15 protein-coding genes and 1 pseudogene are annotated in these 22,117 nt (G+C 60.4%); 10 read left to right on the top strand and 6 right to left on the bottom strand.

All coding sequences use genetic code 11. The annotated features are described in order from the left end of the window. Nucleotides 1-58: 58 nt before the first annotated feature. The 3 genes and pseudogenes from VEB01_RS23195 to dinB form a co-directional block, all read right to left on the bottom strand. A pseudogene (locus tag VEB01_RS23195) lies at nucleotides 59-808 on the bottom strand (ABC transporter permease); the annotation flags it as partial. Next, nucleotides 808-1,827: an efflux RND transporter periplasmic adaptor subunit gene (locus VEB01_RS19135; protein WP_324878255.1), complete on the bottom strand. Its 1,020-nt coding sequence runs from the start codon at nucleotides 1,825-1,827 to the stop codon at nucleotides 808-810. The gene VEB01_RS19135 and the pseudogene VEB01_RS23195, both read right to left, overlap by 1 nt. Nucleotides 1,828-2,348: 521 nt before the next feature. Next, nucleotides 2,349-3,458, bottom strand: coding sequence for a DNA polymerase IV (gene dinB, locus VEB01_RS19140; RefSeq protein ID WP_324878257.1), 1,110 nt, complete (start codon nucleotides 3,456-3,458; stop codon nucleotides 2,349-2,351). 831 nt (nucleotides 3,459-4,289) lie between these two features. On the opposite strand from dinB, the gene VEB01_RS19145 reads away from it, so the two are divergent. From VEB01_RS19145 to VEB01_RS19170, 6 genes are all read left to right on the top strand, one after another. Then, nucleotides 4,290-5,648 carry an MFS transporter gene (locus VEB01_RS19145; RefSeq protein WP_324878259.1) on the top strand — a complete coding sequence of 453 codons (1,359 nt, stop codon included), beginning with the start codon at nucleotides 4,290-4,292 and terminating at the stop codon, nucleotides 5,646-5,648. 49 nt (nucleotides 5,649-5,697) lie between these two features. Next, nucleotides 5,698-6,774 (top strand): glycosyltransferase family 4 protein, encoded by a 1,077-nt coding sequence (locus tag VEB01_RS19150; protein ID WP_324878261.1) that lies wholly within the window; start codon nucleotides 5,698-5,700, stop codon nucleotides 6,772-6,774. A gap of 525 nt (nucleotides 6,775-7,299) precedes the next feature. Beyond that, nucleotides 7,300-9,690 carry a PAS domain S-box protein gene (locus VEB01_RS19155; RefSeq protein WP_324878354.1) on the top strand — a complete coding sequence of 797 codons (2,391 nt, stop codon included), beginning with the start codon at nucleotides 7,300-7,302 and terminating at the stop codon, nucleotides 9,688-9,690. Between the two features lie 221 nt (nucleotides 9,691-9,911). Then, a complete protein-coding gene (locus VEB01_RS19160; RefSeq protein ID WP_324878263.1) occupies nucleotides 9,912-10,241 on the top strand; it encodes a hypothetical protein in 330 nt (109 codons plus the stop codon). Then, nucleotides 10,156-10,905, top strand: coding sequence for an SDR family NAD(P)-dependent oxidoreductase (locus VEB01_RS19165; RefSeq protein WP_324878264.1), 750 nt, complete (start codon nucleotides 10,156-10,158; stop codon nucleotides 10,903-10,905). Before VEB01_RS19160 ends, VEB01_RS19165 begins: the two co-directional genes overlap by 86 nt. A 284-nt stretch (nucleotides 10,906-11,189) precedes the next feature. Continuing rightward, nucleotides 11,190-13,007 carry a monovalent cation:proton antiporter-2 (CPA2) family protein gene (locus tag VEB01_RS19170; protein ID WP_324878266.1) on the top strand — a complete coding sequence of 606 codons (1,818 nt, stop codon included), beginning with the start codon at nucleotides 11,190-11,192 and terminating at the stop codon, nucleotides 13,005-13,007. Nucleotides 13,008-13,250: 243 nt separating this feature from the next. Here the strand turns inward: VEB01_RS19170 and VEB01_RS19175 are convergent, their stop codons facing one another. From VEB01_RS19175 to VEB01_RS19185, 3 genes are all read right to left on the bottom strand, one after another. After that, complete coding sequence (locus VEB01_RS19175; RefSeq protein WP_324878268.1) at nucleotides 13,251-14,063, bottom strand: hypothetical protein; 813 nt, start codon at nucleotides 14,061-14,063, stop codon at nucleotides 13,251-13,253. An 81-nt stretch (nucleotides 14,064-14,144) separates the two neighbouring features. Beyond that, nucleotides 14,145-15,308, bottom strand: coding sequence for a hypothetical protein (locus VEB01_RS19180; protein WP_324878270.1), 1,164 nt, complete (start codon nucleotides 15,306-15,308; stop codon nucleotides 14,145-14,147). 291 nt (nucleotides 15,309-15,599) lie between these two features. Next, nucleotides 15,600-15,875, bottom strand: a complete 276-nt coding sequence (locus VEB01_RS19185; protein ID WP_324878272.1) for a hypothetical protein — start codon at nucleotides 15,873-15,875, stop codon at nucleotides 15,600-15,602. Nucleotides 15,876-15,958: 83 nt separating this feature from the next. Between VEB01_RS19185 and VEB01_RS19190 the strand changes: the two genes are divergently transcribed. The 4 genes from VEB01_RS19190 to VEB01_RS19205 all read left to right on the top strand — a co-directional run bounded on the left by VEB01_RS19190 (nucleotide 15,959) and on the right by VEB01_RS19205 (nucleotide 22,072). After that, a complete protein-coding gene (locus VEB01_RS19190) occupies nucleotides 15,959-18,175 on the top strand; it encodes a DNRLRE domain-containing protein (RefSeq protein WP_324878275.1) in 2,217 nt (738 codons plus the stop codon). Nucleotides 18,176-18,243: 68 nt separating this feature from the next. After that, on the top strand, nucleotides 18,244-19,059 hold the full coding sequence (locus VEB01_RS19195) for a tetratricopeptide repeat protein (RefSeq protein ID WP_324878277.1): 816 nt from the start codon (nucleotides 18,244-18,246) through the stop codon (nucleotides 19,057-19,059). A 238-nt stretch (nucleotides 19,060-19,297) separates the two neighbouring features. Then, nucleotides 19,298-21,379: a TonB-dependent receptor gene (locus VEB01_RS19200; RefSeq protein WP_324878278.1), complete on the top strand. Its 2,082-nt coding sequence runs from the start codon at nucleotides 19,298-19,300 to the stop codon at nucleotides 21,377-21,379. A gap of 249 nt (nucleotides 21,380-21,628) precedes the next feature. After that, complete coding sequence (locus VEB01_RS19205) at nucleotides 21,629-22,072, top strand: anthrone oxygenase family protein (RefSeq protein ID WP_324878279.1); 444 nt, start codon at nucleotides 21,629-21,631, stop codon at nucleotides 22,070-22,072. The last annotated feature ends 45 nt before the right edge of the window (nucleotides 22,073-22,117 follow it).

Consider the following 22,117-nt stretch of genomic DNA (forward strand, 5'->3'; position numbering starts at 1 on the left):
TGTCCTCGGAGGCTTCGATCCACGACACCGATTTGTAGCCGGCGACGGCTTCGATGCGCTGGGCGGCATCGCGGGCCGCGTAGGGGTCGTCGAGCTGGATGATCAAGCGGTTGACCCGATTGGGCCGGTCGAACATCACCTGCGCGCGCTTCAGCAAGGTGAACGTCTGGGTCTCGTCATAATTCGCGTTGCCGGTGCGGAAGATGCCGACCACTTTCATCGGGCGGCTGGCGCCGCTCGCGGCCACCACGTTCACGTTGCGGCCCAGGCCGAGGTTGAATTTCTGCGCCAGCCCCATGCCGATCACGATTCCGTTCGGGTTGGCCGCGAGCGCGTCGAGCGAGCCTTCGATCATCTTCTCCTGGATCGTGGACACCGTTTTCATCTTGTCCGGCACCACGCCTGAGAGGGTGACGCTTTCCTGCCGGCCGGCGAAGACGAGCACGGCCGAGCCGACAAGTACCGGCGCAACCCGCAGCCCGGGCAAGGACTCGATGAACTCGAGCTTCTCGCGGTAACCGCGGATGCCGCGCGTCTCCGTCTGCGGCTTGACGTTGCTGACCCACACCGCGCCGCTCGCCCAGCGCAGCTCCGCCGGCTGCGTCCGGGGTAAGCGGTATTCGTCGTAGACCGTTATATGCGGGCTGTTGTCGATGAGACGCTTGATGAAGTCCTTCTCGGAACCGCGCATCAGGGACGACACCGCCAGGAAGAAGGCGACACCGAGGATGACCCCGGTGAGCGATACGAGGGTCTGGCGCTTGCGGCCGGTAAGGTGCGTCAGTGCCACCTGGAGCTGGATGCGCATCAGGACACCGGCGCGGGAGATGACGAGTGGATACGGGCGGCGCGGCCCTCGCGAAGGTTTTCCGAAGGCGTCTTCACGACCTGGGTATCCGGCGAGAGTCCCTCGATGATTTCGGTACGAACGGCGCCGGCCACTCCGGTGCGTACCGGCTGCCGGCGGAGCCTCCCGTCCGATACGACCCATACGACACCGTTCTGAACGGCGGTGGACGGTATCAGCAGGGCGTTTTTCCGTTCGGAAACGATTAGGTTGGCATCGACCGTCATGCCCACTTGCAACTTCTCCGGGTCGGCGAGCCGGATGCGAACCCGATAACTGCGTGCGATCGGGTCGCCCTTGGGCGTGATTTCTTGCACTTCGCCGTCAAACACTTGGTTTGGCAGGGCGTCGGCGTGCAGTAGCGCCTTCTGCCCCACCTGCACCCGCGGAATGTCTTCTTCATCCACCTCGGCGGTGACGCGCAAGGGCGCGCAGCAGGAAAGATAGAACACGGCTTGCCCTACGGGAATAAACTGACCAACCTCCCCGTCGCGCCGGATGATCAGGCCGTCGGCGGGCGCCGTGAGGATCATGAAGTCGCGCTGGGCACTGGCGCGCTTCAGCGCCGCCTCGGCCGCTTCCAGATCCGAGCGCGCCCGGTCCAGTTCGACTTTGGCCAAGACGTTGCGATGCACCAGTTCCTGCAAGCGCTGATAGTGTGTGCGCGCGAACCGCGCACGCGCGGCCAGTTCCTTGACGATATTACTCAAATCCGAATCGTCGAGGCGGGCAAGTACCTGTCCCTTGCGCACTCGGCTCCCCTCGTCGACATTGAGTTCGATCAAGTGCCCGGCCTGCCGCGGCGCGATCGGCAGCATGACCGATGGTTCCACGGTGCCGGTCGCGTAAATCGCCTCCACTGCCGGACCGCGCGTCGGTGCCACGACGGTGACGGCGACAGGCCCCTCGCGCCACCAGAAAATTCCGCCGGCTGCGGCAAGCACGCCGATGGCGAGCGTCCAAATCCATTTTTTTGGCATTATTTTTTAAGGCAGCAACTGGTGTTGCCGATTGAGAAGGACATCGCTGTCATCGCTGTCATCGCTGTCATCGCTGCATCGTGGAATAAGGCTTAGTAAAGCATCGAGCCAGATCAATGTGCTTCGATACTCGACTTATCCACCTCCCGCTTTTTCTGACGGAACACGATGGTCCATTCAAGGCGATTTCGGAATCAAGAGGAGTAGGCAGTTTATGTTAGCTACAGGCGAGAAGGCACGCGCAAAACGACTCGATGCCCAAGTGGTCCTTCGATGACCGTCATATCGGCTGACGAACTAGGAAAGCCCCCGCAGCGAGATAGGCTTCTGCTGCAAGCATCTATGATGTCACGGCAATATCGCGGTTTCAATGACTCGGTTTCTTATTTCTCAGCCGTTCTCCATATCAATGGATCATAGGGGCGGGCGCTAATCACTTTGTTTTCCAGAGCGTCTGCTTTTGGCGGGCAAGCGCCCTTTCGCTTAGGGCAGAGGCTGATCTTCGCGGGCTTCGTATAGGGTTAGCCCTGCGTGAACAGGTCCAATTGTCCCGTTACCGGACGCTGCGCATTTTCCAGGATTGAAAAGCTGACGCCTAGCAGCCGGACCTTACGGCTGCCGGCTTCGGTGCGGTCGAGGAGTTCGGCGAGATGGGGGAGGACATCGCGGGTCTCGCAGATGGGGCGGCCCAAGGTTCGGGCGCGGGTGACCTGTTCGAAGTCGTCGTATTTGACCTTAACGGTCAGCGCGCTGGCCTGGAGTCCGTGCCGGGCGAGTTTCTTCAGGACACCCTCGGCCAGTTTGGCCAGGTGCTCGCGCATTTCGGTTTTGTCCGACAGGTCGGCGGGAAAGGTCGTTTCCGCACCCCAGGATTTCCTGGGACGATTGGGGATGACCGGCCGCTCGTCGATGCCGCGGGCGATCCGGTAGTAGTACGCGCCGGCCTTGCCGAACTGCTGTGTCAATGTGGCCAGCGGCAGGCGCTCCAAGTCACGGCCACAGTGGATGCCGAGTGCGAGCATCTTCGCTTCGGTGGCTTTGCCGATGCCGTGGAAAGCGCCAATAGGCAGTTCCGCAATGACGGTTCGCCCCTGCTCCGGCGGAATCAGGCAAAGTCCGTCGGGTTTGTGGCGGTCGGAGGCAATCTTGGCGAGGAACTTGTTGTAAGAGACCCCTGCGGAGGCGGTGAGGTGAGTCAATTCCCGGATGCGGCGCTTGATCTCCTCGGCCATCCGCGTGGCAGAGCCTTGGAAAAGCGAGCTAGCCGTGACATCCAGATAGGCTTCGTCCAGGGAAATGGCTTCGACTTGATCCGTGACGTCCTGGAAGATGGCGCGAATGTCGGTCGAGACCGCCCGATACACTTCGAACCGGGGTCGGAGGAACACCGCTTTGGAACACAGCCGGTAAGCCTTAGCCGCGGACATGGCCGAGCGGATACCGAACGCCCGCGCCTCATAGCTGCACGTCGCCACCACCCCGCGCGAGTTCGGGGCACCGCCGACCACCACGGGTTTGCCCCGGAGTTCTGGAAAGTCCCGCTGCTCCACCGCCGCATAGAAGGCATCCATGTCGATGTGGATGATCTTTCGGGGGCGCTGGGCTGGCGGGACTTGATTAGAACCATTCACACTTACGCAGCCAGTCTTGAATGAGGTTACCGAGATCACTCCCAAAGGATACTCGGACCTCGATGTCATCCAAAATGATGAGTCCCGCTGAGTGGCGGTTGGGCAAAGGACGCTTAGTGCCCAAAGTTGCCGGTCGGAGTTTACAGAAGCCGTCGTTCGCCAATAAGGCTTCCCGAAGTGCTGTTGCTGTCGAACTGAGGCAGGTAGCGTGTTGGCGGTGGTTGGTCTGATCGCGAACTCTTTCCCTTTGGGACTTAAAGGGTAATGACGGGTACCGTTCTGGACGTTCGTCCATCAACAGCATGGACCTGGGGCGATGTACAGGTCGACCCGGCAAAGCGATTGCTTGCCGCCGTACCCAATAGCGGGAGTCGATGCTACTGTTCATCCGGAGCAGGCCGGGGTTCGAAGTATATCTTCGCAGTTGTCCGAGCCAAATCCTCCGGCGTTCCCCCATGACCCTGAATTTTGAATTCGGCCTTCGTCCGCTCATAGATGTGTGCGGCCTGGGTTAGGTCTAACATTCCAACATTCGTCTATTAAGGTGGCCATAAAATTCACGAGTCCCGTTCGCGTTGAGCGCAGAACGCGAAGCGTCCGAAGTCGAACCAGCGGGGCCAGCCCTTCGACAAGCTCAAGGCGAACGTATTTAAGGGGCGGATTAATAAAGGAAGTTCTGATCAGGCCCTATTTCCCGGCGCCCACACTCCGGTTTGGGGGCCGTATCCGTGAAGTCCCGGCTTCACGAACCAATTATGGAAGCTAAAGATTTCGAAACAGCTCTCCCAAGCTAGAGACTTGAAACGAGCAACGTTACCTAACGCGTTTACCATGACAGATCACCGCACCCCCACAGCCCATCAGCCTCTGTCCAGAAAGACGATGATGCTGTACGCACTGCCGCATCTGACCGATGCGGTCATGACCTTGCCGATGGCGCTGTTTATACCGGCTTTTTACTCCAGTGAGCTGGGATTGCCGTTGGCTGGCGTGGGGGCGATGATCGCTGTCTCGCGCATCGTCGATGTGATTTCCGATCCCTTGATCGGCGTCGTCAGTGACCGCCTGCATACCCGCTGGGGCAGACGAAAGCCCTGGTTGGCCGCGGGAACCCCGATCATCATGCTGGCGACCTGGATGCTATTCGTTCCGGCCGGTCAAGTTTCACTCACCTACCTGATGATCTGGGCCTGCCTGCTGTCGATCGGATACTCGGTATTCGATTTGCCTTACAAAGCCTGGGGCGCCGAGCTGTCGACCGGCTATGCGGAACGTTCCCGCATTGCCGCCTGGCGCGAAGGATTCGGCGCTGCCGGCCAATTTATGTTCCTCGCCGTTCTGCTATTGATGGGAATCACGAACCGGCAAAGCGGCAAAGAAGAAATGTTCGCGATAGCATTAATGGTCGTCGTCAGCCTGCCGCCATTGGTCGCGGTCACGCTCAGGCTGGTCTCTGAACGGCCGCCCGAAAAGCTGGCCGGACAGGTTCTGATAGGCTGGTCCGCGATGCTTTCGCTGTTCAGTAACCGGGCCTTCCTCAGAACCGTGCTCGCCATCATTTTGTTCGGCTCCGGATTGATGATCCAAGCGACCCTGCATAAACTCGTGCTGACGCATGTGATCGGCCGGCCCGAACTGTTCGCTCCGTTGATTCTAGGCGAAACCGTCGCCTCCCTGGCCGCCATGCCGTTATGGATGCGGCTCTCCGATCGTATCGGAAAGCACCGCGCCGTGACATTGGCCGCACTCTGGGTCGGCGTCTGGAGCCTGCCGATGCCTTGGGTCGGCGCCGGTGATATCGTGTCGTACAGCGCCTTGATTGCGCTGCGCGGCGGCAGTTTCGCGGCAATTTTTTTCCTGTCGAATTCGATCGCCGCCGACGTGGTCGATCAGGACACGCTGGACACCGGCAAACAGCGCACAGGCTTGTTTTTCGCGCTATGGGGCATGGCGATCAAACTGGCTGTTGCCCTTGGCGTGATGATGGGTACGGGACTTCCCGCGATGTTCGGATTTGTTCCGACGGCAGCCAGTCATACGCCGTCTTCGATCTCGGCGTTGATGCATATTTACGGCTGGCTGCCCTGTCTAATCATGGTGCTGGCGTTTCCTTTGCTTTGGAACTTCCCTATCGACGAGGCTTGTCACCGAAAACTGCGCGCGCGAATCGACGAACGGAACGCCGGTTAAAACATTAAACCCGCCTCAACCAAAAATAATAATTTAAGGAGCGGCCGATATGAGAATTGCATTGATCAGCGATGCATGGCATCCGCAAATCAACGGGATCGTAACGACACTGACTCGCACAACGGAGGCCCTGTACAGACTTGGGCACACGGTCGAACTGTTCACGCCGGATCGTTATCGTACCTGGCCCTGCCCAGGCTATCCGGCGGTCGGTTTGGCTTTCTTGTGCGGCCCGCGCCTTCGGCCGAATATCAGAGCTTTTAAGCCGGACGCCATCCATCTCGCGACGGAAGGCTCGATCGGCTTCGCCGCTCGGCGCTACTGCCTGGAAAGAGGCTACAACTTCACCACCGCGTTCCATAGCCGGTTTCCGGAATATTTTAAAATGCGCGTCGGTCTGCCCTTGTGGATCAGTTACAGTTACTTGCGCTGGTTCCACAGCGAGAGCACGCGCATCATGGTGTCCACCGAGTCGCTGCGTCGGGAATTGTCCGGCAAAGGCTTCAACAACCGCCTGGTCATTTGGTCGCGCGGCGTCGATACAGAGTTATACCGGCCCAGGGAGAAAGACTTCTTGCGCGCTCCACGTCCTATTTTTATATATCTCGGCCGCGTGGCCATCGAGAAAAACGTGGAGGATTTTCTGAAACTGGACTTGCCGGGCACCAAGTATGTCATCGGCGACGGACCGCAGCGTCCCGAACTGGAGCAAAAATATCCGATGGCGCGGTTTTTGGGCTATCAAACCGGCGAGGCACAGGCACGCTCGATAGCCGCTGCGGACGTCATGGTCTTCCCAAGCCGCACCGATACGTTCGGCCTGGTGATTCTGGAAGCGCTCGCCTCGGGCATCCCGGTCGCCGCCTATCCGGAAACGGGTCCGAAAAATATTATCGGCAACGCACCGGTCGGTGTTCTCGCCGGCGACCTCAAACAAGCGGCGCTGAACGCCCTCAAGCTCAATCCCGCCGACTGCCGCCGCCATGCGCTGAGCTATTCCTGGGAGCAAAGCGCCCGCCAGTTCGTCGGCAATCTGACGCCGATGATCCACACAAGCGGCAATGCAGGATTTTTTCCTGACCGCGAAGTAATCCTCGATGAAGTGCAGCGGAATCGAGGTGATTAGGATTAGCGCCGATTGCACCGTTTCCACAAATCTTCGTCTATGCCATTAAGTTAATTTGTGTAGGGTGGATAAGCGCATAGGAAAAATAAACGCCCTTTTTAGCCAAATCGGAATGTATTGAACGACGTGCGAGTTGTTACTTCCGATTCTGAGTCCGATTGATTTTCGACAAGACCTCGTACAGAACGTTGGGCGCTCTTTCGGAAGCAATCCGAAAAGGGGACACGGATAAGGATCAGATCAACGTGACTCGGATTCTTCAGGGTGGAACCCGATCACGCGGGCTGCTGCCCGTCCCGCCCAGGTTAATCCTGGGAGCATTCCGAAAATGTCTCTTGTGAAACTCAAATTTTTCAATTCAGTCCGTGGTATCGGGTGCAACCCTGGCCTTGAAACGAGTCTAAGGGGAACTTTGCAGTCCGCCACCTCCTAGGGGGAGAACTGCACCCGCTAGGGACGGCTGAAGTGGCTGGGATGCCCCGTGAGGTTACGCAAGAGGAGGTGGGCCATCCCACAGTGACCACAATGAAAGATTTATCGGAAACCGAGCTTCTCCAGAGGCTGGCCGCGTGCCGGGACGGTAGCGATGATCAGCCGTGCCAGAACGAGCTGGCGCGGCTGATCCATGAACTCCAGGCGCATGCGCTGGAATTAGAGTCCCAGAACCGCGAACTTCGGCTGACCCAAGAGGCGCTCAAACAGTCCCGCGACCGCTATGCCGAGCTCTATGAAGCCGCGCCGATCGGCTATCTGAACCTGGACTCCCAAGGGGTAATCCGAGACATCAATCGGGCCGGGGCGACCCTGCTCGGCCGAGAGCGCGTACATCTGGTGGGTTCGCCTTTGCTCCCCTGGGTGGCTCCGGAAGATCAATCCAAATTTCTGGCGCACCTCCAAGACTGCCGACAACAGGGCCAAGCCGTGGCGGAACTGACCCTCCTCACCCCAGCGGGGACCCGCCTGGCTGTCCAACTTGCCAGCCAGGAAACCCGCGGCCACGAAAACGGACGGATTCGGTATTTGACGGCTCTGACCGAGCTCACCGAGCGGAAGCGCGCGGACGCCTTGCGGCGCCAATGGGCGGCCATTGTGGAATCCTCGGACGATGCCATCCTCGGCAAGACCTTGGAGGGGATCATCACCAGCTGGAATGCCGGCGCGGAGCGGCTGTTCGGCTATACCGCCGACGAGGCCATCGGCCGTCCCATGACCTTCATCATCCCCCCCGAGCGGCAGGCGGAGGAGCGGGAGATTCTTCGCCGGATCGGCCAGGGTCAGCGCATCGAGCATTATGAGACGGAGCGCCTCGGGAAAGACGGCCGCCGGATCGCCGTCTCGCTCACCGTCTCCCCCTTTCAAGATGAGCAGGGCCGGGTCATTGGCGCCTCCACGATTGCCCGCGACATCACCGAGCGCAAAGCGGCCGAGCGGCAGCTCAAGGAACGGGAAGCCTTCGCGAACAAGGTCCTGATGTCCTCCCTGAACGGCCTCTACATCTACGACGTGAAGGCCGGGAGCGATGTCTTCATCAATGCCCAGTGCACCCAGCTAACGGGATACACGCTTGAGGACCTCCAGGCCCTGGCTGGATCGGCCTTTTTCGCCCTGTTTCATCCGGACGACCAAGGCCGCATCATCGCCCACTTCAAAGCCCTTCTCGATACCGTCAACGGCGAGACCCTGGAGATCGAGTATCGGTTTAAAACCGCGGACGGTCGCTGGATCTGGTGCGTTTCGCGCGATGCGGTGTTCGCCCGCGAGGCCGACGGGACCGTCCGGCAGATCATCGGTACCTTCCTGGACATCACCGAGCGCAAGCAGGCCGAGCACGCCCTGGCCGCCGAACGCTCCTTGCTCGACACGCTCCACATGGCGGCGCCGGTCGGATTAGCATTCCTCGATCCCCAGCTCCGCTATGTCCGCGTCAATGAAGCCTTGGCCGAGATGCACGGTCTTCCGGTAGCCGACCATTTGGGCCGCTCCCTTCAAGAGATCGTGCCGGAGCTCTGGCCCGCCGTGGAGTCGCTGTACCGAAGCGTGCTGGAACGCGGCGAGCCCGTCACGCAGGTGGACGTGACCGGCGAGACGAAGGCGCAGCCGGGCGTCCGGCGGCACTGGCTGGCCAACTATTATCCGGTGCGGGTGGATCGCGAGATCATCGGCATCGGCGTCATCGTGCAGGACATCACCGAGCGCCAGCAGGCCGAAGAGGCACTGCGCGAAGCCGACCGCCGCAAGGATGAGTTTCTCGCCATGCTGGGCCATGAGCTTCGGAATCCCTTGATGCCGATCCGGAATGCCGTGCAGATCATGCACAAACTAGGCATGGCAGATCCCAAATTGATCTGGGTGCGGGATTTGATTGATCGCCAAGTCACCCATTTGGTCCGGCTGGTGGATGATCTTTTGGATGTCTCCCGAATTAGCCGCGGCAAGATCGAACTCAAGAAGGAGCCGCTCACTCTGGCGGACATCGTGCAGCGGGCCGTGGAGACCAGCCGGCCGCTGATCGAGGCCCGCCGGCATCGATTCTCCGTGCATCTGCCACCGGAGCCGGTGCACGTCGAAGGCGATCTCATCCGGCTGGCGCAGACGGTGTCGAACTTGCTCAACAATGCCGCCAAGTACACGCCGGAAGGCGGCCGGATCTGGCTGAAGGCGACACGTGAGCCTGAGGAAGTGGTCATCTCCGTGCGAGATACGGGGGAAGGCATTCCCAGCACTTTGCTGCCCCATCTTTTTAAGGCCTTCACCCAAGCCGAGCGCACCCTGGACCGGGCCCAAGGCGGCTTGGGGCTGGGCTTGACCATTGTCAAGCGTATCGTGGAACTGCACGGGGGACAGATCGAAGCCAGAAGCGAAGGGATAGGAAAGGGGAGCGAATTCATTGTGCGGCTGCCGGTCTGCGAGCCATAAGCGGTCCTTGGTCCTTTGGACGGAAGTTGCGCTTCCCCGCGCCGTGCCCCCTACGGGCGGGTGACAAGGCGAATTAACAGGCCGGCTGCCCCGATTCTGGCGAGAAAACTTATTCAAGAGGCTCAAGTCATAAGGTATTACTGCTTGTTAAGAAAGCAATATCAGTAATCCCCCCTTTTGATGTTCAGGAACGACGCAGATCTCCGCCTAGGAGAGCCGGCATGGAAGACACCGCTCAGCGGATCGTCGGTACCTGGCGGCTGGTCCATTCCGTCCGCATCAATCCGGTCAGCGCGTTGCTGGTTCTGCTCGTTCCGCTGGATGTGTTTCTAACGGTGCTGTCGGGCGCATCGGCACCGGCGATTGGTGACCGACTCGCGCGCCTGACGTGGCGGCTCTTCCGCTGGATGTTCAGACTCTTCGGCCGCCCGCGGACTGATGGATACGAACGACAGGAGTTACGTCATGGGAAAGCTGCAGGGAAAAATTGCGGTCGTCACCGGTGCATCCAAGGGAATCGGCGCATCCATTGCGCAATACTTGGCTGCTGAAGGTGCAGCGGTTGTCGTCAACTATGCCTCCAGCAAGGAGGGAGCCGATCATGTCGTTGCCGAGATCATCGGCAAAGGCGGAAAGGCGATTGCGGTGCAGGCCGACATCGCGAAGGAGGCGGACATCCGACGCCTTTTCGCCGAGGCCAAGAAAGCCTTCGGCCCGCTCGACATCCTCGTGAACAACGCCGGCATCTACGAGTTTGCACCGCTGGAGAACGTGACGGCCGAGCACTTCCACAAAATGTTTAACCTCAACGTGCTGGGCCTGATTCTCGCGACGCAGGAAGCGGTCAAGCATTTCGGCCCCGCCGGCGGCAACATCGTGAATATCAGTTCGGTGGCCGCTACGTCGGCTCCGCCGAACACGTCGGTGTACAGTGCGAGCAAGGCCGCCGTCGACGCCGTGACCAAGTCGCTAGCCAAGGAGTTGGGGGCGCGGAACATCCGCATCAATTCCATCAATCCGGGCATGGTCGAAACCGAAGGCGTGCATGCCGCCGGAATATCCAGCAGTGATTTCCGCAAGGAGGTCGAATCGCAAACGCCGCTCGGTCGGATCGGTCAGCCAAATGACATCGCGCCCGCCGCCGTGTTTCTGGTGTCGGCCGATTCGGGGTGGATCACCGGCGAAACGCTCTATATCTCGGGCGGATTTCGGTAGTGCCTTCGTTGACAGAACGGGATCCTAAAGATAAGACCGCCGCTTCAATGACGTTTCCACTCGATCAAGCCCGGCGGCAGCTTTCGAGTCAACCTCCATGGCGCGGGCTGGCAGATTCGCGCCTCTAAGGCACCTGACGAACTTTTCTGAAAACTTGTGGGGCGCCACCGGGGCAATACCGATTGCAGTTGCCAGGGTAAGATGGGCACATGGCGCCGCGCCGATCGGGAGAAACCCCCGGGCGGCCGCGCTTACACTCCGATTCGCCACAGGAAGTCACCCCGATGATCTCGCTGGCTCAAATTGCCCTTTTTCTGTCGGCTGCCGTCGTGGCGGTACCGCTGTTCCGCTGGCTTCGGCTCAGTTCCATCGTGGGCTATCTGGCCGCCGGCCTGGCCATCGGGCCTTGGGGTCTTCGGCTGGTGACGGACGTGGGCCATATCCTCCACGCCGCGGAGTTCGGCATCGTGCTGCTGATGTTCATCATCGGCCTGGAACTTCAGCCGACCCGCCTGTTGGCGCTACGGCGCACGGTGTTCGGGCTCGGCGGCGCGGAGGTAGGGCTCTGCACGCTCCTGCTCGCGGGAGCGGCCTACCTTGGCGGTCTGCCGCCGGTCGCTTCCCTGGTGGTGGGCTTCGGGCTGTCCCTGTCATCGACCCCACTGGTGCTGCAAGTGCTCGCGGAACGCGGCCAGCTCAAGGCATCCCACGGGCGCTCCGCCTTCGGAATCCTCCTGTTTCAGGACCTCGCCGTGCTGCCCGCGCTCGCCGTCTTACCCATTTTGTCGACCGGTTCCGTGGTGCCCGATAATGGCGTCTCGCCCTGGCTGGCATTGGGTAAGCTGGTCGCGGCGTTGGCGGGGGTGGTCATCGGGGGCCGGATCGTCCTCCGGCCGCTGCTCCGGGTGGTGGCCAAGACCGGGGTCACCGAGGCATTTACGGCCGCGGCCCTGCTGACCATCATCGCCACGGCCTTGCTGGTGAACCAAGCCGGGCTGTCCATGGCCTTGGGCGCGTTCCTGGCAGGGGTATTGCTGGCCGATTCGGAGTTCCGCCATGAGCTGGAGGCCGACATCGAGCCTTTCAAGGGATTGCTGCTCGGGCTGTTCTTCATCGCGGTGGGGATGTCGGCCAATCTCGGCCTGGTGACGGGGACGCCCGGCGCACTCCTGGCGGTGACGCTCGGATTCCTGCTCATCAAGATTCTGGCCGTATCGGCTTTGGGCAAGTTGACCCGCCATCCGGGGGATTCGGCGTTTCGGCTGGGTTTCACCTTGCCCGCGGGCGGCGAATTCGCCTTCGTGCTGTTCACGCTGGCCGCCCGTCAGCGGATTCTCGACGAGGCCACGGCCGATCTGCTCATACTCGCCGTGACCCTGTCGATGATTCTGGGGCCGCTGTTGCTCGCCTTCTACGACACCCATCTCCAATCCTGGCTCTCGCCCGCGGCGGAACGGCCCTTCGATCCCATCGAGGAACGGGAAAACCGGATCATCATCGCGGGTTTCGGTCGGTTCGGGCAGATCGTCGCCCGTGTCCTTCGGGCCCGGCGCATCCGCTTCACGGCGCTCGATGCCAACCAGACCCAGGTGGACTTTGTGCGCCGCTACGGCAACAAGGTGTTCTACGGCGATGCCGCTCGCCTGGATCTCTTGCGCGCCGCCGGGGCGGATCGGGCCGAGGTCTTTGTGCTGGCCATCGATGACGTGGAGGCTTCGGTGCGCGTCGCGGAATTGCTGCGCGACCATTTTCCCCACCTGAAGGTCTTCGCCAGGGCTCGCAACCGACAACACGCGTTCCGGTTGATGGATTTCGGCGTCCGCTACCTGATTCGGGAAACCTACGTCTCCAGCCTGGAGCTGACAACGGCGGTTCTGGAAGCCCTCGGAGAAACCCGGACAAACGCCGTCGACGCGGTGCGCCTGTTTCGCCGGCACGACGAGAACACCCTGGCGGCCCAGTACGCGATAAAAGACGATGAAGCCAAGATTATCGCCAGCACACGGGAGTCGGCCCAGCAATTGGAGCATCTGTTCGAGACGGACCGGCAGGAAGAGCCGAGCCCGCGCGAATCGGCCGACCAGGCCCATTTCCCATCCTGAATCCGCCGACCCTTCGGCGGATACGAAATAGGCTTAGCAACGATCCCGCGCAGATGGCAGGTTTTCGGCCGCAAGCGCCCATCGACGAATAGCTGCTTGCTACTCTCCGACCTACTTATGTGTCGAGAGGGCGTAGACGGAGGGATGGAGCGCACAAATGTTCGAGTTTGTGCCGCTGATGGATGGCGCAACTCGCCTCGACGGCCCCGCCACCCGGTGGGGCGGGCGAACGTTGCTGGGTTCCTACGGATCGATCGGCGCCAGCGGGAGGACCGCCGACGGGGCACCCTCGTCCGGGTCCGTGCTGAGCAGGCCGAGCGTCCAGGGAAAGACGTGCACCAACGGTACGACAAGGCCGGGATTGCCTGACGCTGTGTTCAGTCCGAACATCACCACGGCGATCGGCCGCCAGGCATCGTCGCCTTCGATGCTCAGCTCGACGGAGGCATCAGTGAGCTGACTCCTCGTAAATGGCGCCAGCACCGGCAGGAAATAGAGGTTTCCCTGCCCGCTTTCGAAATCGGGCTGGGGAGTATCGGGGATCGTGTGGTCTACGACAAGTTCGTCACCGCGGCGGATGCGGACGTGGACGGGGCTGTCCGTGGCGAAGTCGGAAAAGTGGGTGATAGTGAACAGCAGGACCCGTTGGATCTCAGTCCGTATGACACCAGGGACCACTGGCCGCAGGGGAAGCGAGATGCGCCCTTCGGATGCGTCGGTGCTGAGCGTGATGTCCGATTGCTCCTCGTAGCCGAGAGGTACGATGTTGCCGCTGGTGAAGCGCTCGCACCAGGCGACGATGACCTCGGGGCGCCAGGCGTCGGACCCCCGTATACCGATGCGCAGGTAATAATTTTCCGGGAGGATCTGGGATTCGGCGACGTCCAGGATGGTGAAACTGCCGCCGCCGGTGGCTACGCTTCGGAACAGCTCCATGTCTCGGTGGACAACGTCCAACCCTTCCTGATTCATGATGAAGACAGTTTCGCTCTCGGTACCGGCGTCGGAAGAATTGCTGGTGAGGGTCGCGACCCAAAGATTGCGGATGAACGGCATCGTAGCCTCCTTCCCGGAGTGCGGGGAATAAACCTTTATGCAACGAGTTGATCCAGGCAGCCCATCATTTCCATACCCCATTCAAGGCGCGATGCGAACCTCCACGGAATTGATGAACCATTGAAAGTTGGACCTACTGTGCACTTCTACATCGTCTACACCCGAAATATCGAAAGTTCGGGTTCCAACGGTAATGACAACATGCTCCCCGCCCAGCACAGGCCCGGCACTGAACAACTGGGCAAAGTAATGCTGACCGCGGGTCAGGTTCTCCCTGTGGTGTGTCGAGTCATCACCGTCGAACTCCGCATAAAAATGGGACATCAGCGCTAGCGAGGGTTCCGGAACGTTCGAGTGAAGCACATTCATCATGAGGTAGTTGTCTTGACCGGTCCCTGCGTCCGACCAGTACCACTCATCCACCATGCTGAGATCGTGGGTGCCTATCGTGCTCTGAGCATCGATGAGGACTTCCACACGACCGGTTGTGGGCGCCTCGAATCCAAATGCTATTTGAGCCTCGGCGGTGGCCTCAGCGTAGTCGTGATCATCGGCAGAGCCGCAATCCATGGTGATCTCGTTGCCTACCAGGCCGGAGGACGGGTCTAGAAAGAGCTGTCGGTCGACCCGAAAGTTATCGCTGGCTCGATGATCGAAATCGAAGAGGAACCCGAAAAACGGCGGCCTGAACAAGAACCACCGATGAGGGTCGGACGGATCGTCGGCTGGCGCGAGCGTCCCCCAGGGCAGCGGAAATACGTGCAGTGGAGACAAGCTTGTCCATTTGTCGAGGTTTTTTGGCAGGTTGTAGCCGGGTGCCACCTTGCCGTCGGCAGCGGAGAGTATGCCCCGCAGCTTTTCATTGGACTCGCTGCCGAGCTGTCTCAGCTGCTCGGCGCTTGTTCCGAGCTCTAGAAGAAGCGCATTAAGTCTCTCTTTGCGCGCCCAGTTCTCCTTTCTGTATTCACGATGCAAATCCACCGGAGGCTGCCAGAGGTCACGAAAGGCGATGCGTTCGCGCTTCATAGCCTCCCGCAGTACCGCTAAGTTATTCGCTCCCAATAGATCGTGCAATTGACGGCGGAAATCTTCGACGATTTCATCCGCCTTTTGACCGCGCGATTCATCGGTTTTGCGTCGCCGTTCCTCCTGCTGGCTGAATGCTGTTTCCGCCAACTGACGGTCCTTTGTCGAGAAGTCCGTCAGAAACGGCAAATTGCGAGTTGTTCGGTAACAATATGGCACACGCGTACTCCTTCTGCGTAATGGGGCAGACCACGGTTTCCGGTAGACTGCGACCCGGTTCCTTGCCCAAATCCCTTCGATACTGCGCCCGTCCCGCTCTCCGTCGACGTTCCCCGGTACCAGATCCGGTGAATCGATGGTCCGTTTCCTATTATTCCTTATTCACGATTCAAGCTCAGTGTTAATCCGCAAAGCCAGACTATCGATTGAGTCCTTTCTGCGTAGCTTCCGTAAAGTTTCTACCACTCCGCCTATCGCCTTAACAATACGTCGTTTATCTGAACGGCCGATCTACACGGAATTTCTGACGTTCGTGATGCGTGAGACGACAGGCTGATTTGGGTCGACAGCCGAAGTTCGGCTCAAACGCAGCTCAGGCCATGATGAACTGCTTGGATTTTGTCTGGGCTGGCGTGGGCTTGCCTTCGGTCTGGGGGCGGCTGAAAAATCCAGTATTTTTTGGGTGATGAAAATTTTGTGCGGAAAATGCAGGGTCAAATAGGCTTTGCTAAAGCCCATCGGACGGGGCAGTTGCGGGAATACCGCGACCCACTTAGTGATTTTCATTGATCGTTAATCTCCCTGTCACAGTTTCGTTATCCGTGCTGCGTACTATCGCGACGGCATAACAACCAACCAGGGAGTTTTCAATGAATCAATCACGCATTTTCCGCGTTTTCGCATTGAGTCTTGCCGTACTGATGTCGGCATCGCTGGCCGAGGAGGCCAGCGCACTAGCACTCACGCGAGGCCCTTATTTGCAGACAGGCACATCCAGCGGCCTGATCGTGCGCTGGCGTTCGGACACGGCCTCCGACAGCCGCGTGCGTGTCGGCACCAGCCCGACGAATTTGACGCTCACGTTCGATAACACTGCCTCGACCACGGAGCACGTTGTGCAGGTGAGCGGACTCAATCCGCAGACCAAATACTATTACTCGATCGGCTCCACCACGCAGACCCTTTCAGGCGGCGACAGCAACACCCATTTCATCACCGCGCCTGTTGCAGGCACGCAGCAAGCGACGCGCATCTGGGTGATCGGCGACGCCGGCACCGGCTCGTCCAGCCAGACCGCCGTGTATAACGCCTATCGAAACTTCACCGGCACCAATCCCACCCATCTGTGGCTGCAACTCGGCGACAATGCCTATAGCAGCGGCACCGACGCCGAATATCAGTCCAAGATGTTCAACATCTATCCCGACATGCTCCGCCAGTCCGTGACGTGGCCCACGCTGGGCAACCACGATGCCGGCTCGGCGAGTTCGGCGACACAAACCGGCCCTTACTACAATATTTTTTCGCTACCCAAGAACGGCGAGGCAGGCGGCGTGGCGTCGGGCACGGAAGCGTACTATTCGTTTAACTACGGCAACATCCATTTCATCGTGCTGAACTCGCAGGACGTGAGCCGGGCGGTGGGCAGTCCGATGTTGAACTGGCTGGAAGCCGATTTGCAGGCGACCAACGCCGACTGGAACATCGCCTTCTGGCATCACCCGCCATACTCCAAGGGTTCGCACAATTCCGACACCGAGACCGCGCTGATCGACATGCGCCAGAACGCGTTGCCAATCCTGGAGAGCTACGGCGTCGATCTGGTCTTGACCGGCCACAGCCATTCCTACGAACGCTCGAAGTTCATCGACGGCCATTACGGTTCGTCCACGACCTTCAGCGATGCGAGCCATGTCGTGCAGGCCGGCAGCGGTCGCACCGATGGTACCGGCGCTTACAACAAATCGGCTGTCGGCGTATCGCACGCCGGCGCAGTCTACGCGGTGGCGGGCAGTTCGGGGCAGATCAGCGGCGGTACGCTGAATCATCCGGCCATGTACATTTCGTTGAACGAACTGGGTTCGATGGTGCTGGACGTGAACGGCCTGACGCTCGACGCCAAGTTCCTCAACAACAACGGCACGGTGCGCGATTACTTCACCATGACCAAGGGAGGAACACCACCGCCGCAGCTGGCCAACGTGAGCGGCGTGGTGTGGCAGGACGTCGACGCGGACGGCATCCGTGAAACGGGCGAGAGCTTCCTGCAAGGTATCCAGGTGAAGCTCTACACCGACACCAACACCCTGGTCGCCTCGCAGTCCACCAACGCGAATGGTGCCTACCAATTCTCCAGTGTGGCGGCAGGTAACTACTACGTGCAATTCATTCCGGGTACGCGCACCATCTCGCCGCAGAACCAGGGCGCGAACGACGGCATCGACAGCGACGCGAATCCGGCCGACGGCAAAACGGCTGTGTTCAGCGCAGCCGCGGGCAGCACCATCGCCAACGTGGACGCCGGCATGTACACGCCCGGCGGCGCGCCGCAAACCGTACAGTTGCAGGACGGCCTGAACGCTTACGCCGGCACGCAAGACACCCATGTCGCCAGCGGCAAGGCCACCACCAACTACGGCAATGCCACGACCGTGCTCGCCGATGGCGCCGACGGCACCAACGGCCGTTTGATCGGTTTGATGAAGTGGGCTGTCTCCTCGATTCCGTCGACGGCCACCGTGACCAACGCTACCGTCACGCTGCGGGTCTCCAACCTCAGTAAAGGCACCTACAATCTTTACGCGGTGAACACGGCCTGGACCGAAGGCGGCGCCACCTGGAACAGCGTCAATCCGCTGAATAACCAGGGCGTGCTGATCGGTTCCTTCCTGCCGTCGGGGACCGGCAGCTACACCATCCAGCTCAACAGCGCCGGCCTCTCGCTGGTGCAGGGCTGGGTCAACGGTTCGGCTGCCAACAACGGCTTCATGATCGTGGACGGCGGTACCAGCGACGGTGTCGATCTGCGCTCATCGGAGTACGGCACCCAAGCGCAACGGCCGAAACTCACCGTCACCTATCAATAAACGCCCATACGCCGGGCACCCGTGCTTGACGGCCGGGTGCCCGGCGCTTTTTTGTGTAGAGGAATGTCATGCGCAAGCAAGCACTGCTTTTTACCGTGTTGCTGGGATACGCCAACGTTTCGCTGGCCCACGGCAACGTACACGAACGCATCCACCAGCTGGATCACGAGATTGCCCATCATCCCAAAGACGTTACCCGGCTGATAAAGCGCGGCCAATTATTGCTCGACGAGGGGCACGCCGACGATGCGCTCGACGATTTCGTCAAGGCGCGCAAGCTCGCTCCCAAACGGATCGAAGTGCTCTACCACCTCGCCCGGGCGCAGCTCCTGCTCAATCAACAGAATGCCGCGTTAGAGTCCGCGGGGAAATTTCTCCGGCAGGTGACGAACGATGCCGCCAGGGTGCGCGGCCATGTGCTCACCGGCGATATCTTGTCGGCATCGGGTAAGCCGTTCGACGCGGGCGAGGCTTACCTGAGAGCCATCAGCGTTTCCCAGGAATTAGAACCTGACCATGTGCTTTATGCCGCCAACGCCTTTCACACGGCGGGCAACACGGACAAGGCCATCGCAGTGCTGAACGACGGCATCGCGCGGCTCGGTCCCCTGCACGCCCTGAACGAACGGGCGCTGACGCTGGAGATGGAGCAAAAGCAATACGATTCGGCGTTGCGCCGGGTCGACCAAATGCTCGCGACCCGCCAGCGCGTTCCCTTCCTGCTTTACGAAAAGGGCAAAATCCTCAAGGCGCAGGCCCGCACCGACGAATCCCGGCAGACCTTCACTGCTGCGCTCAAGGAAATCGACGGGCTGCCGGAGTCGCGCAGACATACGCACGTTTTTGAAAATCTCAGGAGCTCGGTACTGGCGGAAATGAACTGAGGGGGCTCTGAACAAGTTGATTCCATCCATGCCCTTCGCCTGCGCTCTGGAGAACGTTCGACAAGCTCATCACGAATGGAATCAATATGGTACCGTTCATCGTTAGCCCGTCGAAGGATCGAATCAGTGATTCCTGAACGCCTAGTTCTGATTTTTCGGCTCGCTTCATAGACGTTAAATGTTTTTAGCCTCGAGGATGCGGATTTATTCCGCTTGCCCCCAATCTAGCCGGCGCGCCATGCGTTCCATCTGGGGATTCATTGTCTTATCGCAAATATGGGCGGGCGCCGTTTGCCCCCATCCGCAACCAACCGGCCAGGAGACGGAGGAAACCACCTCCCTCGATACCTTGGAAGTCGAAGGCCGCGCCACCGATTTGACAGGAATCGCGGGCTCCGCCTCCCAGGGCTTGGTCGGGCAGCCCGAGTTCAAGTACCGCCCCCTGGCGCGCGTCGGCGAGCTGGTCGAGGTCGTGCCGGGCGCCTTGGCGACCCAGCACAGCGGCTCCGGCAAGGCCAATCAGTATTTCCTGCGCGGCTTCAATCTCGATCACGGCACCGATTTTTCCGTGACGGTCGACGGCGTGCCAATGAATATGCCCACGCACGCCCACGGCCAGGGTTATCTGGATTTGAACAGCATCATCCCGGAACTGGTCGACAAGGTGGAATACGGCAAGGGGCCGTACTACGCGGATGCCGGCGACTTCTCCTCGGCGGGCTATGCCCGCATGCACACGATGCACAAGCTGCCCCAGGGACTCCTGAAGTTCACCGGCGGGGAGTTCGGCTATTACCGCACGGTGTTCGCCAATTCGAACCAGGTCGGGCCGGGCGAGCTGCTGTACGCCGGGGAAACCCATTTCTACGACGGCGTCTGGAAGGAGCCGGAGGATCTCCACAAGTACAACGGCATGCTGCGCTACACCCTCGACGAGCACGACTGGGGCATGTCGATCAACGGCAAGGCCTACCATTCCACCTGGACGGCGACGAATCAGATTCCCGACCGCGCCATCCGTGACGGCAGCTTAGGGCTATACGGCACGATGGATCCCACCGACGGCGGCGACTCGAACCGCTACAGCCTGGCGACCAACTTCTGGAACCGGGGGGATTCGTACAAGACCGACGCCAGCGTTTACGCCGTGTATTCGGACCTGGAGCTTTATTCCAACTTCTCCGGTTATATCGACCCGCGCGGCGACCAGATTCTGCAAAAGGAGCGTCGGGTGATCGTCGGCGGCAACGCGGAGTTCACCCACTACGACCGCTGGTTCGGGCTGGATGTCGACAATACCCTGGGCCTGCAGGTGCGCCACGACGAGATCCTGGGGCTGGCGCTGAATCACACGCAGGCGCGGGACACGCTGGACAACATCCGCCGTGACGATGTCGGCGAAACCAGCGTGGGTGTATTCATCAAGCACCAGACGCATTGGCTGGAGAAATTTCGTACCATCGCCGGCCTGCGCGGCGACTTCTTCGACTTCAACGTCGATGCCATCAGCGATGACCGCAACTCGGGGCACGCGGACGCGGCGATGCTAAGCCCCAAGCTCAGCCTGGTGTTCGGTCCCTGGCTGGACACCGAGTACTTCCTCAACCTGGGCTATGGCCACCATTCCAACGACGCCCGCGGCACGGTGCAGCGCATCGATCCCAACTCCGGAGACGCCGTGGCGGCCGTCAACCCGCTGGTGTGGTCGCGCGGCGGGGAAATCGGGCTGCGCAGCCAGTACCTCCGGGGCCTCAACACCACCCTGGCCCTCTGGTGGCTGCAAATGAATTCGGAACTGGTCTTCGTGGGCGACGCGGGCACCACCGAACCGACCGGCCGCAGCGAGCGCTACGGCGTGGAATGGACCAATTACTACCAGCCCACCGACTGGCTGACACTGGACGCCGACCTGGCTTTCACCTCGGCGAGCTATACCCATGTTCCCCGCCGGGCCAACAACATCCCCAACTCGGTGGGACGGGTCATCACCGCCGGCGCCCTCATCAACCTGCCACAAGGCTTCTTCTTCACTGCTCGCCTGCGCCATTTCGGCCAGGTTGCGCTAACCGAGGACAACACCGCCTGGGCCGGCGACACCACGCTGGTGAATTTCGGCGGCGGCTACCAATACCGGGATTACAAGGTCGAGGTCGACCTGTTCAACGCCTTCGACTCCAAGAGCAGCGACATCGCCTACTACTACAACTCCTGCCTGCGGGGCGAGGCCTGTCCCGGCGGGGACGACCCCGGCAATCCCGGCCTCATGCGCCACCCCGTGGAGCCGCGCATGGTGCGCGTCGCGGCCTCGCTTCGGTTTTGAGAGCGGCGCGCAGGGTAAGGATTACGGGATATTCACCCAATGCCGTATCGTTAAGAAACCACACCGTTACCGCGGCATGGATTGCCGGGGTCAGAAAGCCATGGACGTCAAAGTCGGCGTATCACATCAATATGTCCTGGATGCCGGCATGACGGCTTAACTTAACGGAATTGCCCCCAAGACCGTGTGAATCGCAAAAATTAACCCGTTCGGGGTATATCGGCAGGCACAAACCGGCCAAAAGGAGACATGATGCTTCAGGCGTTTCAATTCCTCGCGACCTTCTGCGCCGCGCTCTTTGCTGGAGCGGCGCTCTATATCAATCTCGTCGAGCACCCTGCGCGCCTGGGGCTCGATACGCGCGCCGCCGCAATGCAGTGGGCTCCGAGCTACAAGCGCGCCACCTGGATGCAAGCCCCCTTGGCGCTGCTCAGCTTTCTGTGCGGTACGGGGGTGTGGTTCATGGGGGCAGGCGCTGCGTGGTTTGTTGCCGCCGTGCTCATCGGGGTGGTGGTGCCTTTCACCTTCATCGTCATCATGCCCACGAATCATAAGCTCCTGGCTCCAGGCCGCGATCTCGGTTCCGCCGAGACTCGCACGCTGCTCGAGAACTGGGGGAGGTTCCATGCGGTGCGCACGGTGCTGAGCCTCCTAGCCACGGTGCTCTACATGTGGTTGCTAATGCGGACCTGAAGCGGCTTCAGCTTGTAGAAATTGCTATCGAAGGTCCGGTTAGGG

It is taken from the genome of Methylocaldum sp. (assembly GCF_035627495.1).
Classification (GTDB): Bacteria; Pseudomonadota; Gammaproteobacteria; order Methylococcales; family Methylococcaceae; genus Methylocaldum.

What these genes read in the sequence shown, in the direction of transcription:
- VEB01_RS19145 (WP_324878259.1), top strand. Translation starts at nt 4,290, where the DNA reads ATGACAGATCACCGCACCCCCACAGCCCATCAGCCTCTGTCCAGAAAG.
- VEB01_RS19135 (WP_324878255.1), bottom strand. Translation starts at nt 1,827, where the DNA reads ATGCCAAAAAAATGGATTTGGACGCTCGCCATCGGCGTGCTTGCCGCA.
- VEB01_RS19190 (WP_324878275.1), top strand. Translation starts at nt 15,959, where the DNA reads ATGAATCAATCACGCATTTTCCGCGTTTTCGCATTGAGTCTTGCCGTA.
- VEB01_RS19175 (WP_324878268.1), bottom strand. Translation starts at nt 14,063, where the DNA reads ATGCCGTTCATCCGCAATCTTTGGGTCGCGACCCTCACCAGCAATTCT.
- VEB01_RS19205 (WP_324878279.1), top strand. Translation starts at nt 21,629, where the DNA reads ATGATGCTTCAGGCGTTTCAATTCCTCGCGACCTTCTGCGCCGCGCTC.
- VEB01_RS19165 (WP_324878264.1), top strand. Translation starts at nt 10,156, where the DNA reads ATGGGAAAGCTGCAGGGAAAAATTGCGGTCGTCACCGGTGCATCCAAG.
- VEB01_RS19155 (WP_324878354.1), top strand. Translation starts at nt 7,300, where the DNA reads ATGAAAGATTTATCGGAAACCGAGCTTCTCCAGAGGCTGGCCGCGTGC.
- VEB01_RS19200 (WP_324878278.1), top strand. Translation starts at nt 19,298, where the DNA reads ATGCGTTCCATCTGGGGATTCATTGTCTTATCGCAAATATGGGCGGGC.
- VEB01_RS19185 (WP_324878272.1), bottom strand. Translation starts at nt 15,875, where the DNA reads ATGAAAATCACTAAGTGGGTCGCGGTATTCCCGCAACTGCCCCGTCCG.
- VEB01_RS19150 (WP_324878261.1), top strand. Translation starts at nt 5,698, where the DNA reads ATGAGAATTGCATTGATCAGCGATGCATGGCATCCGCAAATCAACGGG.
- VEB01_RS19160 (WP_324878263.1), top strand. Translation starts at nt 9,912, where the DNA reads ATGGAAGACACCGCTCAGCGGATCGTCGGTACCTGGCGGCTGGTCCAT.
- VEB01_RS19170 (WP_324878266.1), top strand. Translation starts at nt 11,190, where the DNA reads ATGATCTCGCTGGCTCAAATTGCCCTTTTTCTGTCGGCTGCCGTCGTG.
- VEB01_RS19195 (WP_324878277.1), top strand. Translation starts at nt 18,244, where the DNA reads ATGCGCAAGCAAGCACTGCTTTTTACCGTGTTGCTGGGATACGCCAAC.